Genomic DNA, 14,522 nt, shown 5'->3' with positions numbered 1-14,522 from the left:
ACTTATAGCCCTTAATTTATGAAAAACTTATTTTTAGCCTTGTTTTCTTTCCTGTTACTTGGTATTTCTAGTCTAACAGCGCAAGAAGGGATTCCTGTCTATTTTGATTATTTGTCGGATAACTACTACTTAGTACATCCATCTATGGCAGGTATTGGTGAAGGAGGTAAAATAAGAGCTACCATAAGAAAACAATGGTTTGATGTTGAAGAGGCACCAAACTTACAAACAATAAATGCACATTTTAGGTTAAATGAAAAAAGTGGAGTAGGAGCTATTATTTTTAATGACGCTAATGGTTACCACTCACAAACAGGTGTAAAACTAACGTACGCACATCATTTACGTTTTTCTAGAGATTTAAGAAATTTAAATCAGCTTTCTTTTGGTATTAGTGCAGGTATAATGCAAAGTAATTTAGATGAGAGCGAGTTTAATTCTGTTACTCCAGATCCAATTATTACTGGTGGAAACATTAGCTCATCATACTATAATATGGATTTAGGAGCGTCATATAATTATATGGAGTTTTATGCACACGCTACTATTTTAAATGTTTTAAATAGTAAACGTAATGTATACTATAAAGATAGGGCAGATGACCCTAATGCAACTGTTGTAGATAATTTAAGAAGATATGTATTGTCTGCAGGTTATGTTTTTGGTAAAGGAGATTGGCAATTAGAGCCTTCTGTAATGTTACAAATGACAGATTTTACCAATGAAAAAACCATAGATATGAACGCAAAAGTTTACCGTAGTTTAGATTTTGGTACGCTTTGGGGTGGCTTGTCTTACAGACGTAGTTTTGATGGCGCTTTATACCAAAATACTAGCGGAAGTACTAAAGAACAAAGATTACAATTAATTACGCCTATTGTTGGTGTTAACTATAAAAACTTTTTAGTGTCTTATAATTACTCTTACCAAATGGGAGATATTAGGTTTGATAATGGTGGTTTTCATCAATTAACTTTAGGGTATAATTTTGGACAAGTATCTGAAAAGAGGTTTGACTGTAAATGTCCTGCTGTAAATTATTAAGATAAATAAATAGATATAAGAAAGCCTGTGATTGTAAAATCACAGGCTTTCTTATTTTTTAATAAAAATTATTTATCCCACGTATAGTTTTTACTTTTTCCTTGTTTTACAACAGCAGAAATCATTGCATTTTCTAACTCACCTTTAGAGCCTTCTTTTTGGTTTTTAGCAATATAAGCTTCACGTTTTATATTTGCTTCTTTAATTTGTTGCTGTATAGTTTTTCTTTGCTTTTCCTTTGTTTCAATAAAAGCTTCAATCTCTTTTGTAGATTTGTTTTGTAACTCTTTAGGCAGTTGTTTTTTATCAATCTTAGATACACTAAAATTTTTGTTTTTAGACGCATCAACTAAATCCCAAGAGGCATTATTGTATAATCTAGAGCTTTTACTTACTGCTCTTTTTACCATAACAGCTTCTTCCATTTCTGCAGCTTTATCATCTTGTACAGATTGTAATGCCATTTTAGAACTACCTAAGCTACCGTAAGAAACATATGTTTTGTTTAATTTTTTATTTAGAGTGATGATTACATCGTCATAAGGAGTATCTATGTGTATTACTTTTTTATTATGGTTAATAGCAATGTACTCGCCACCTGTTAATTGTGCGCCGTTTTTCCAATGACTATTTGCACCTTGGTTGTAGTCTCCACAAAAAATGGTATTTACAACAATACCTTTTTCTTTAGCATCAGATGTAGCATCTTTATAGTCTAATTTACCTTGATTAAAAGGTTCGTTACCTGCAATAAAAATCATTTTAAGATTATCTGGATTTGTACCCCAATCTAAATTTTTAATAGATGTGCTAATAGCCTCACCACAATATTCATCTCCACCATTTGTAGTTAAAGAAAATAGTTTTTCAGATATTTCATCTAAATCGTTGCTAAAGTTTATTACTTGCCTAATGTAACCATCTTGTTTTTCAATAGTACTATTACCGTACTCGTACAAGGCAATTTGTAATTCTGGTCTAACCTCATTACCACATTTTACATAGCTAAATTTGTTTACAATATCCCAAAGTTGTGCTTTTGCTTGGTTTATTAAACCGTCCATACTGTTACTAGTGTCTAATAATAACGCCACTTTAACCACGTTTTTTTCTGGTTTTTTAGTGTCCACTAAAGCTTGTGTAGCTAAAGTTATTTCTTTTTTTGGTTTTGTATTAGCGTTACAACTAATTGTAGTTCCTATACATAAGGTTAGTAATGCTATGCCTGCTATTTGTTTTACGTTTTTCATTTCGCTTATTTTTTATTTGTTACAGGGTAAAAGTATTTTTAATGTTTCTTATAAAAAACGAGGAATGAGTGAACAGGCATTTTGGGTGAGTAAACAAACCATTATACTTTGTAAGGCTGTCTAAAGCAATTGTTTTTGTTGTAAAAGCTGCGTTTTAGCATTTTTTAGAGTCAGATAAAACAACTAAGTTTACCATATCTAATTGTAAAAATGAAGTTAAAAAAATACATACTACTATACTTATTGTTTGTATCAGTAATTGCTTTTTCTCAAGTTAATACAGGAAAACAATTTACCATTAAAGGCACTGTTAAAACTAAAGAAAATAGAAATCCTATTTCTGGTGTAGAGGTTTCTGCTACTAGCGGAGCAATAGTATATACAGATGCTTTTGGTGCATATCGCATAAAAGCAGAAGTTGGAGATTATTTGTTGTTTAAGAGTTTAGAGTTTGAAACAGTAGAATACCGTATTAAGGATGATGAAGATGTAGATGTTTTAGTAGAAGGCTTAGATGAAGATGTGCAATTAAGCAAAAGTGCATTACATAAAATGTATTTAGATTCTGCTAAGCAGTTTAAAAAAATAGACATTGGTAAGAGTATAGATTATATTAGAGTTTCTTTAGAACAATTAGGAAAAAGAGGTAATAACAAAGAGCGTGCGGCATCTTACGCCTTATTAGGTGAAATATACCAGTATCATAAACAGTATGACCTTGCTGTTGATAATTACAAGGAGTCTTTAACGTATAGTACTACAGGTGAGTCTCAGTTATTGTTAGCCAATGCTTACCTTTTAAATAAAGAGTATAAAAAAGCTGAAGTGCTATTTTTAAAGATAGATGGAAGTGCAAAATTATCAACCTATAAAAAAATAGTCTTGTATGAAGGTTTGGGTGATGCCTATAAAGGACTGAAAAATACAAGCAAAGCAGTAGCTAATTACACTAAAGGGTTAGATTTAGCTAAAAAAGAACTTGTAAAACCTAAAATCACAGATTTAAACACCAAAATAGCAGAAGCTTACGGTGATGCAAACCAAACTGAAGAAGCTGTAGGTTACTTTGAAAATTCTTTAAAGTCTGCAAAAACAGAGGCTCCACAACGTGCTTTAGAAGTAAATGATAGAGCTGCAGATTTCTATAGTAAAAACAGCTTGTATAATGAGGAAATGAAATTGCGCCAGCAAAGTTTGGAAGATATAGAACTGCTAGAAAGCTCATCTAAAAAGAAGGCAGTAAAAAGAAATGCTGTTACTAAAGAAGTAGAGGCGCCAATAACAAGACAGCGTATAAATTACAAAATAGCAAACAATTTAATTGTACAGGATAAGTTAGACGAGGCCATTCCGTACTTAGAAGAAAGTATCTCTGAAGCTGCTAGTGAAGATGATTTGGTGGTGCAAAAAGATGCCACACGTAAACTGTCTGAGGTTTATGATGATAAAGGAGACTACTCTAAAGCTTTAGAAACCTATAAAAAATATGCTGCTGTAGCAGATACTTTATATGCTCGTAAAGAACAAGAAATTTCTAGGGCAGAACGTTTAAGCAAACAAATTGCAGAAAAACAAAATCGTATTACAGGTTTAGAAAAAGATAAAGAGTTGTACGAGAGTAAATCTAGTTTAGCGCGGACTAAGCAAGATTTGTATACCACAACATCTATAAAGCAAAAGATTTTAATTTATGCTTTAGTTTTAGGTATGTTTCTTTTTGGTATTGCTGCTTTCTTCTTTTATAGAAGTAACAGACAGCAAAAATTAGCAAATAATTTATTAGCATTAAAATCGCTTAGATCACAGATGAATCCGCATTTTATTTTTAATGCGTTAAACTCTGTAAATAATTATATATCTAAGAGTGATGAGCGTAGTGCCAACCGTTTTTTAAGTGAATTTTCAACCTTAATGCGTGCCGTTTTAGAAAACTCTGAAGAAGATTTTATACCGTTAACAAAAGAGTTAGAGTTGTTAGAGTTGTATGTGAAGTTAGAGCACTCTCGTTTTCCTGATAAATTTAATTACACCATAACAACAGATCCAAATATAGATGTAGCAGCTTTTCAAATTCCACCAATGCTGCTTCAGCCTTATATAGAAAATGCTATTTGGCACGGCTTACGCTATAAAGACGAGTTGGGTTTTTTAAATATCAACCTAAAACAAAAAAATAAAGAGACAATAGAGATTACTATTGAAGATAATGGAATAGGCAGAAAAAAGAGTGCCGAGTTAAAAACGCAAAACCAAAAAAAACAGCGTTCTAAAGGTATGGGGAATATAAAAAAAAGAGTCTCAATTTTAAATAGTATGTATAAAGACAAAGTAGATGTTAACATACAAGATTTAAATAGTGATGGTTCTGGTACAAAAGTGTTGTTAACTTTAAAAAAGGACTAATAATAGGTGGTTATTTTAAAATAAGATAGAATGAAGTTAAACGCAATTATAGTAGAAGACGAGGCCAATAGCAGAGAAATTTTAACCAACTATTTAACTAAATATTGTCCGACTGTACATTTGTTAGGAGAGGCAGCGTCTATAAAAGAAGGTTTGGAATTAATTGAAAAACACCAGCCAGATTTAATTTTTTTAGATGTAGAAATGCCATTTGGCAATGCTTTTGATTTGCTAGACCAAGTGCCAAACAGAACTTTTGAAACCGTTTTTGTTACCGCATATAACCAATATGCTATGGATGCTTTAAATAGCCACGCCGCATATTATTTAATGAAACCCATTAATATTGACGAATTAATAAAGGCAGTAGAATATGTAGGTGAAATTAGAAGCAAGGAAAATGCTTTAGAAGACCAAATTTTACAACCAAAAACAAATAAAATAGACGGTAAAATAACACTGCCACAACAAGATGGTTTTCAGGTTTTAAATGTTGCTGATATTCTTTTTTGCAAGGCTGATGATAATTATACTGAAATTTACCTGGAGAATAAGAAGATATTAGTGAGCAAAACACTAAAATATTTTGAAGAGGCAATGGCAGATTTTCCGTTTGCACGTATACATAAATCTTACCTTGTAAATGTAAACTCAATAGCTAAATACAAAAAAGGAAAAGGCGGTAGTGTAGTGTTGCATAATGGTAAAGAATTGTTAGTTTCTGCATCTAAAAAGAAAGAACTTTTATCTTATTTTGAATAAATTTTAAATACATAATTGCACTATGATACTTAAAGAAGTAAACGGAAAAGCACCACAAATTGGAGAAGATTGTTTTATTGCAGAAAATGCAACAATTGTTGGCGACGTAGTAATGGGTAGCCAGTGCAGTGTTTGGTACAATGCTGTGCTACGTGGAGATGTACATTTTATAAAAATGGGTAATAAAGTTAATGTGCAAGATGGCGCTGTTATACATTGTACCTATAAAAAAAGTCCAACGACCATAGGTAATAACGTTTCTATTGGGCATAATGCCATTGTGCACGGTTGTACTATTAAAGATAATGTGTTAATAGGTATGGGTAGTATTGTAATGGATGATTGTATTGTAGAAAGTAATAGTATTATTGCTGCTGGTGCAGTAGTTACAAAAGGGACTCATATACCTTCTGGAACGGTATTTGCAGGTATGCCAGCAAAGAAAATTAAGGATATAAGCGTAGAATTAAGCGAGGGCGAAGTGAACCGTATAGCTAATAATTACGTAACTTATTCTAGTTGGTTTAAAGACAAGGAATAAACTTTGGTAAAAGCAATATGCGTTCTACATAAGTTTACTTATTTTTGTCAATCAACTTAAAAACAAAAAAAATGAATGCATATATATTTCCTGGTCAAGGAGCACAGTTTGTAGGAATGGGTTTAGACCTTTACGAAAAGTATCCTTTGGCGCAAGAATTATTTGAAAAAGCAAACGATATATTAGGTTTTCGTATTACAGACATTATGTTTGAAGGTACACCAGAAGACCTAAAACAAACAAAAGTAACACAACCTGCAATTTACTTACACTCTGTAATTATGAGTAAAGTTATGGGTGATGCTTTTAAACCAGATATGGTAGCTGGGCATTCATTAGGAGAATTTTCTGCTTTAGTTGCAAATGGTACGTTAACTTTTGAAGACGGATTAAAATTAGTTTCTCAGAGAGCATTAGCTATGCAAAAGGCTTGTGAAATGCAATCTAGTACAATGGCAGCTGTTTTAGGTTTAGAAGACAATGTTGTAGAAAAAGTTTGTGAAGAAATTGATGGTGTTGTTGTTGCTGCAAATTATAATTGTCCAGGACAGTTAGTTATTTCTGGAGAAGTAGAAGCTATAAACACAGCTTGTGAAAAGTTAAAAGAAGCTGGAGCAAGAAGAGCATTATTATTGCCAGTTGGTGGCGCATTTCATTCGCCATTAATGGAACCAGCAAGAGAAGAATTAGCTGCAGCAATAGAAAACACTACGTTTAGCGAGCCAAGTTGTCCAATTTACCAAAATGTACCTACTACAGCGGTAAAAGATGCAGAAGAAATAAAAAAGAATTTAATATCGCAATTAACAGCTCCTGTAAAATGGACACAAAGTGTGCAAAATATGGTTGCAGATGGTGCAACTTTATTTACAGAGGTTGGTCCAGGTAAAGTTTTACAAGGATTGGTGAAAAAAATTAATAGAGCATCAGAAACTACATCGGCAGAATTAGCCTAAATACCTCATATATAAAAAAGTAAAGTTATTGGTAATAACTGTTACTGAGAGGTGAAATATGTTCTTTGTCGATTTTGTTTATCGACAAATGGCATTTTGGTTAATATTGTAGTCTATCTGTTATAAATTATAGTTGAGTAACACTATCTATAAAAGAAAATGAAAATTAAACAATTAGACAGTTTCCGTATTATAAAAAAACACAAAGCATATTGCTTTCTAGTACTATTTTTGTGTTTTGGTTTTTTTGCATCAGCGCAACAGGTTTCAGTTCAGGCAGATGCTAATGCGGCGGAGACTGGTTCTGTATCAGGAAGTTTTAGAATTTCTAGAACCGGCAATACTTTTACTGGCTTACGTGTAAACTTTACTATATCTGGTACGGCAACCAATGGTGTAGATTACAACACTGTAGGAGGTTCTATTTTAATTCCTGTTCTTAGTAGGAGTGTTAGTTTAGATATTGAAGGTATAGTAGATGATACTTTAATTGAAGGAGATGAAAGTGTAATTATTACCATATCTGAAAATGCAAACTATGATATAAACCCTTTAGCGGGTTCTGATAGAATAGCAATTATAGATAATGAGCCTGTTTGTGCTACAACTCCTAATGCACCAGAGTTAAGAACTGGTGAAGAAACTACCTTTTGTGATAGCTTTACTAAAGACTTAAATGATTATGTATCTAGTGTAACACCTGCGGGTACAGTACTAACTTGGAGTAGTAGTGATGATTTGTTAGATGACTCATCTTATTATGATAGTTCTGTAATTGGATTTTCGGGAGAGTTTTACGGGTTTTATTTAGACGAGGCTAATAACTGTGTTAGTCCACCTTTAAAAATAACAATAGTTCAAAATAATAGTCCAACCGTTACTGGTACTTCTGTATCTAGGTGTGGAGAAGGTGTAGTAACATTATCAGGCACAACAACAGATGGTTCTTTATTGTGGTATGATGCGCCTACTGGAGGAACATTAGTACATACAGGATTAAATTTTGATACACCAATATTGGCAACTACAACATCTTATTACGTAGAGGCAACAGCAAATGGTTGTACGTCTGCAAGGGTAGAGGTTGTAGCAACAATAAATGACCAACCATCTTCTGGTACAGGTACAAACACTACTGCGTGTTCTCTACCAGGTAATGGCAGAGTAACTGCAGTAAATTTAGACGATCAATTAACAGACGCAGATGCAGGGGAATGGACAATAACTTCTACCCCAACATCTAGTTCAATTACAATAGATGCTAATAGTGTAGATTTTGCAAACCAGCCACTAGGAGAATATCAGTTTACATATACAACTACTGGTTTTGTTGCTCCTTGTGAAGCAGAAACAACTACAATAACGGTTACAGTAGTAGATTGCGCGCCTACAGATACAGATTTATCTGTTGTAAAAACGGTAGATAAAGATGAGGTTTTTACAGGTGAAGATGTAACTTTTACAATTACTGTAGAAAACCTAACTGGTGATGCAGTTACAGCTATAGAAATTACAGATGTTTTAAATGCAACTACTGGTTTTAGTTATGTTTCTGATGTAGCACAACTAGGGACTTTTGACAGTGCAACAGGTATTTGGACAATACCAGAGTTAGCAGCTGGTGAAAGTACATCAATACAAATTACAGCAGCTGTTGTAGACGGAGGTTCGCATATTAACACCGCAGAAATAACAAGTAGTAACCCTGTAGATTTAGCTACTGCTAATAACCAAAGCTCGGTTACTGTTGGTATTAAACAGATTGATATGTCTGTTTCTAAATCGGTAGATAAAACAACCACAACTGTAGGAGATATTGTTGTTTTTACAATAACACTTACTAACGAGACCGATGGTTTGGTAACAGATATAAGTGTTACAGACCGTATAGAAAATGCAATGGGTTTTACATATGTTTCACATACAACTACAGCGGGCAATTATGATGTTGCTACAGGTATTTGGACGCTAAATGAAATACTAGGTAATGAAGAACAGGTGTTAGAAATAACAGCTATGGTGCTAGAAGATGGTACACACGAAAATACGGTAGAAATAACGGATTCTTTTCCTTTGGATATTGCCAATGTAGAAAATAATACAGCATCTGTAATTGTTACTGTAGAACCAAGAAGTAATGATGAATGCGGATTTTTATTTAATCAGTTTTCTCCAAATGCAGATGGTGTAAACGATTTTTTACGCATAAATTGTATAGAAAACTATACAGGTAATACACTTGTTATATTTAATAGGTTGGGTAGTGAAGTATACAGTGCTACTAATTACCAAAACAATTGGGATGGTACTTGGAAAAAAGGAGATTTGCCAAATGGTACATATTTTTATGTGTTAGACTTGGCAGATGGTTCAGAAGTTAAAAAAGGATGGATTCAAATCATAAGATGATACAAAAACAAATGAAAAAATCCACGCAGATGTATAAGTACTTAGGTATACTTATGTTGTTTTTTGTTAGTGCTAACGTCTTTGCACAAAAAGAACCACAGTATACACAGTATATGTATAACATTGGAAGTTTTAACCCTGCTTATGTAGGTAGTGTAGAAGACCCAGAAATAATGAGTTTATACAGAACGCAATGGGTAGGAGTTCCTGGCTCACCTACAACCATACGTATAGGGGCAAACATACCTTTTTCTAATGAAAAAACAGGATTGGGTTTTAATGCATACTCAGACAAGTTAGGGCCAATGAGTCAGTCTTTAATAAACATCTCTTACTCTTACCAAGTAAAACTATCAGACTATGTAAAATGGTCTTTTGGTATAAATGCAGGGGCTTCAATTTTAGATATCGATTTTACAAAAGGAGATTTTGAGTTTCAGAACGAACCTGCATTGCAAGATACACAGTATAATGAGTTTTACCCAATTATAGGAGCAGGTACATTTGTATATGCAGACAATTGGTATTTAGGTCTTTCTGTACCTAATATATTAACCAGTACATTGTATAATGATGAGGTTGCTGTTATTGAAGAAGATAAAACTCAAGTTAATTTTATAGGTGGCCTTGTGTTTGATTTAAGTGACGGATTAAAATTTAAACCAGCATTTTTAATAAATTATATTAATGAGTCTCCTTTAAACGTAAACTTATCTACTAATTTTTTAATTAGTGATTTAGTTACTGTTGGAGCATCGTATAGGTTTGATAATGCTATAAGTGGTTTGGCTGGTTTTCAGGTCTCTAATTCTATGTATGTGGGTTATTCGTATGACTATTCTACAAACGCATTTAAGAACTATAATGATGGTTCTCATGAGGTTATTTTAAAGTTTTATTTGGGTAGATCAGGAGGAACAAAAAGAAGTAAGCGCTCAAAAGACAATAAAAAACCTAAACAAATAGATACACCAAGATTCTTTTAATACAAACAATATGAAATTTAAACTTAGCTTTTTACTTTTAAATTTAGTTGTACTATCTGTTTGTGCTCAAAATTTAAAATCAGCCGGAGATCGTTATTTTTTTCAGTATAAATACGAGCAAGCAGTTAAAGAATATGAAAAAGAGAGTAAAGAAACTGTACTTACTACACAGCAGTTTTTAAACTATGCAGAGGCATATTTTAATACAAAACAGTTTCAGAAATCTTGGGATACGTACAAGTTAATATTGGAGAGTGATGCTATTGTATCTCCATTTCATTACAATAAAATGCTGCGTAGCTTATACGCTATATCTGGTAAGGATGAAATGAATAAGTATTTAGAAAATGATACTATTTTAAAAGAAGCTTCTTGGGCAGAAAATGCAAAGTTTAATTTTGATATAGAAAATAAAGAAGATGTTGTGATACCTAATTACAATGTTTTTAATGTAAAAGCAAACAGTATTGCTGCAGATTTTTCTCCATCGTTTTATAAAGAAAAATTATTATTTACTAGTGATAGGGCTCTAACCTTAGTTAAGAAAAAGAAAAAGCAAGAAACCATATATTTAGATATATACGAAAGTGAAATTGAGGCAGATGGCGATATTACTAATGTAAAAGCATTTGATGGTATACCAAAAGCTAATTTTCACGAAGCAACACCATATTACTCATCAGAATTAGAAAAGCTATTTTACGTGTTGTCTAATGAAAAAGATGGCGAAATGTTATATGATGAAAAAGGGAAAAATGCACTTTCTATAGCAAGAGTAGATCGCAATAAAAACTTTAACTACGTGCTTAAACATTTAAGTACTAGTTTTTACTATCCTTTTTATGATGCAGCTTCTCAACGTTTATACTTTGCTGCTAATTTTGAGGATAGTAGCTACGGTGGTACAGATATTTACTATGTTAATACCAGTAACGGACAAATTATGTCTGCACCAATTAATCTGGGACCAAGAGTAAATACTCCCGGAAACGAAATTTCTCCTTTTGTTTTTGAAAACGGATTGTATTTTTCTTCAGATGTGTTTTATGGTTATGGAGGTATGGATATTTACAAGTCTAACTTAAAAGCCGATGGTAGCGCTGGCGTGCCAATTAATTTAGGAGAAGGTATTAATTCTGTTAAAGATGATTTTGGCTTTATTGTTAAAAATGATAATACTGGTGGTTTAGAAGGGTATTTCTCTTCTAACAGAGAAGGTGGTAAGGGTAAAGATGATATTTATGGTTTTAAAGTAGAAGAAAAGCCTAAGTTAAATACCATTGTCTTACAAGGAAAAACATTAAACGCTTTAAATAATGTTAGGGTTGCTAATGTGCCTATAAAGGTATTAGATCAAAATAATAAAGTTATAAAAGAGCTAGAGTCTGCAGATGACGGATCTTATGAAATAGAGTTACCTTGGCAAACAAAAATTACAGTTATTGCATCTAAAAAAAAGTACTCTTTATTTAGACAATTTTATACAGCAGATGATTTAAAAAATAAAAAGGAAACACCAATTTATTTAGATTTTGCAGATGATTTTGTTGTAGAAAAAGAAGGCAAAACAATGCTTAAACTAAATAAGTTTGAGTTTAAAACTAAAAGCACTAAACTAACTCCAGTTATTATTGCAGAATTAGATAAAGCAATAAAAATAATTAAAAAGTTTCCAGAGTTTAATCTTCAAATAGAATCGCATACAGATAGTAAAGGAGGTTCTTCATCTAACTTTAGAGTGTCTCAAGGTAGGGCAGATAATATTAAAAATTACTTATTAAGTAATGGTGTTCCTTCTAAAAATATATTATACACCATTGGTTATGGAGAAGATCATGTGCTAAACAAATGTGTAAATGGTGTCTATTGTATAGATTACTTTCATGCAGAAAACCGAAGGTGCAACATTGTTGTTCTAAATTATAAAGAGCTGTATTAATACAGCTCTTTTTTTTGTATAGTCTCCTATCACTTATGGGACTGTTTTTTAAATCACTCAAGTTTATTGAATATTACTATAATTTTTTTGTCTTATTTAAATTGATACTTTTCTAGATTTTCCTATATTTAATAATTCAATTAATTTTATAGGAAATTATTCTGTAAAACACAGTTTTTAGGTGCATAATAATACATATTTAGCAAATTTATTAAATATGTGTTTTTATGTTGATGTACTGTAACATCTAAAATGTAAACTGTTGTTTTATTAGAGTTTTACTAGTTATTAGTAATCACAAGCACAAAACAAATAGCACATGAGTAATTATCACATTAAACATTTAGAGGAATATTTTCAGGTATACCGAAAATCTGTACGTAACCCAGAAGCCTTTTGGGAAGAAATTGCAGAAGAGCATTTTTTATGGAGGAAAAAGTGGGATAATGTTTTAAGTTGGGATTTCTCTAAGCCAGAGGTAAAATGGTTTGAAAATGCAAAGCTTAATATTACAGAGAATTGTATAGACAGGCACTTAACAACTAGAGGTGAAAAAACAGCTATTCTTTTTGAGCCTAACAACCCTAATGAAGAGGCACAACACATAACCTATTATGAGCTACATAAACGTGTGTGTAAAATGGCAAATGTGCTTAAAGAAAATGGAGTTAAAAAAGGAGATCGTGTTTGTATTTATTTGCCTATGATTCCGGAGTTAGCGGTATCTCTATTGGCTTGTGCAAGAATAGGAGCTATACACTCTGTTGTTTTTGCAGGTTTTTCTTCTAATGCTTTAGCAACAAGAATTAATGACTCTGACTGTAAAATTGTAATTACTTCTGATGGATCTTTTAGGGGAAAAAAATCTATAGATTTAAAAGGTATTGTAGATGTGGCTTTGGACGACTGTCCTGGTGTAAAAACAGTATTAGTAGCCAAGCGTACCAATGCAGAAGTAAAAATGAAAGAGGGGCGTGATAAATGGTTACAGCCACTTTTAGACGAAGCATACGGGGATTGTGTTGCAGAAGTTATGGATGCCGAAGATCCTTTATTTATTTTATATACATCTGGCTCTACAGGTACTCCAAAAGGTATGGTGCATACTACAGGTGGTTATATGGTATATACGGCGTATACATTTAAAAATATTTTTCAGTATAAAGAGAATGATGTTTACTGGTGTACCGCAGATATAGGTTGGATCACAGGGCACTCTTACATTGTGTATGGTCCTTTGGCTAACGGAGCAACTACTGTAATGTTTGAGGGTGTGCCTTCTTATCCAGATTTTGGCCGTTTTTGGGAAGTGATAGAGAAACATAAAGTAACTCAGTTTTATACTGCACCTACTGCTATTAGAGCTTTGGCAAAAGAGAATGTAGATTTTGTAGAAAATCACGACCTATCTTCTTTAAAAGTATTAGGTTCTGTTGGTGAGCCTATTAACGAAGAGGCTTGGCATTGGTACAATAGTAATGTTGGTAAAAATAATAGTCCTATTGTAGATACTTGGTGGCAAACAGAAACAGGCGGAATTATGATTTCTCCTATACCTTATGTTACACCAACAACACCTACATACGCAACCTTACCTTTTATTGGTATACAACCTGCCTTAATGGATGAAAACGCACAAGAGTTAAAGGGCAACCAAGTAGAGGGGCGTTTATGTATTAAATTTCCGTGGCCTTCTATTGCAAGAACAATTTGGGGTAATCATGAAAGGTACAGAGATACTTATTTTTCGGCTTATAAAGACAAATATTTTACGGGTGATGGTGCTTTAAGAGATGGTGTTGGTTATTACAGAATAACAGGTCGTGTAGATGATGTTATTATTGTATCTGGACATAATTTAGGTACTGCACCTATAGAAGATACCATTAATGAGCATCCAGCTGTAGCAGAGTCTGCAATTGTTGGGTTTCCACATGATGTTAAAGGAAATGCTTTGTATGGTTATGTTATTTTAAAAGAATTTGGAGAAACTAGAGATAGAGATAATTTACGAAAAGAGATTAATCAGCAAATAACAGAACATATTGGACCTATTGCTAAATTAGATAAAATACAGTTTGTAACTGGTTTGCCTAAAACAAGGAGTGGTAAAATTATGCGTCGTATTTTGCGTAAAATAGCTTCTAATGACACAGATAATTTAGGTGATATTAGTACGTTGTTAAATCCAGAAATTGTTCAGGAAATTATGGACAACTCTCTTTAAATAAA

At 32.6% G+C, this 14,522-nt stretch carries 10 protein-coding genes; 9 read left to right on the top strand and 1 reads right to left on the bottom strand.

The window, feature by feature from the left end; all coding sequences use genetic code 11:
* Positions 1-18 precede the first annotated feature (18 nt).
* Positions 19-1,044, top strand: a complete 1,026-nt coding sequence (locus AX016_RS01205; protein WP_100893861.1) for a PorP/SprF family type IX secretion system membrane protein — start codon at positions 19-21, stop codon at positions 1,042-1,044.
* Positions 1,045-1,112: 68 nt separating this feature from the next.
* Here the strand turns inward: AX016_RS01205 and AX016_RS01200 are convergent, their stop codons facing one another.
* On the bottom strand, positions 1,113-2,294 hold the full coding sequence (locus AX016_RS01200; RefSeq protein ID WP_100893860.1) for a vWA domain-containing protein: 1,182 nt from the start codon (positions 2,292-2,294) through the stop codon (positions 1,113-1,115).
* A 210-nt stretch (positions 2,295-2,504) separates the two neighbouring features.
* Here AX016_RS01200 and AX016_RS01195 point away from each other — a divergent pair, with 210 nt between their 5' ends.
* From AX016_RS01195 to acs, 8 genes are all read left to right on the top strand, one after another.
* Positions 2,505-4,697, top strand: a complete 2,193-nt coding sequence (locus AX016_RS01195) for a histidine kinase (RefSeq protein WP_100893859.1) — start codon at positions 2,505-2,507, stop codon at positions 4,695-4,697.
* Positions 4,698-4,727: 30 nt separating this feature from the next.
* A complete protein-coding gene (locus AX016_RS01190) occupies positions 4,728-5,459 on the top strand; it encodes a LytR/AlgR family response regulator transcription factor (RefSeq protein WP_100893858.1) in 732 nt (243 codons plus the stop codon).
* Between the two features lie 22 nt (positions 5,460-5,481).
* Entirely contained in the window at positions 5,482-6,000 is a 519-nt protein-coding gene (locus AX016_RS01185; RefSeq protein ID WP_100893857.1) for a gamma carbonic anhydrase family protein, read from the top strand.
* Between the two features lie 71 nt (positions 6,001-6,071).
* Entirely contained in the window at positions 6,072-6,956 is an 885-nt protein-coding gene (gene fabD, locus AX016_RS01180) for an ACP S-malonyltransferase (RefSeq protein WP_100893856.1), read from the top strand.
* Between the two features lie 159 nt (positions 6,957-7,115).
* Positions 7,116-9,365 carry a gliding motility-associated C-terminal domain-containing protein gene (locus tag AX016_RS01175; protein WP_100893855.1) on the top strand — a complete coding sequence of 750 codons (2,250 nt, stop codon included), beginning with the start codon at positions 7,116-7,118 and terminating at the stop codon, positions 9,363-9,365.
* Between the two features lie 11 nt (positions 9,366-9,376).
* On the top strand, positions 9,377-10,351 hold the full coding sequence (locus AX016_RS01170; protein ID WP_232732581.1) for a PorP/SprF family type IX secretion system membrane protein: 975 nt from the start codon (positions 9,377-9,379) through the stop codon (positions 10,349-10,351).
* 10 nt (positions 10,352-10,361) lie between these two features.
* Entirely contained in the window at positions 10,362-12,290 is a 1,929-nt protein-coding gene (locus AX016_RS01165; RefSeq protein WP_100893854.1) for an OmpA family protein, read from the top strand.
* Between the two features lie 319 nt (positions 12,291-12,609).
* Positions 12,610-14,517 carry an acetate--CoA ligase gene (gene acs, locus AX016_RS01160; protein WP_100893853.1) on the top strand — a complete coding sequence of 636 codons (1,908 nt, stop codon included), beginning with the start codon at positions 12,610-12,612 and terminating at the stop codon, positions 14,515-14,517.
* Positions 14,518-14,522: the final 5 nt, after the last annotated feature.

Origin of the sequence: Cellulophaga sp. RHA19 (genome assembly GCF_002813425.1) — a bacterium.
Lineage (GTDB): Bacteria > Bacteroidota > Bacteroidia > Flavobacteriales > Flavobacteriaceae > Cellulophaga.
This window is presented reverse-complemented; position numbering and strand designations above follow the sequence as displayed.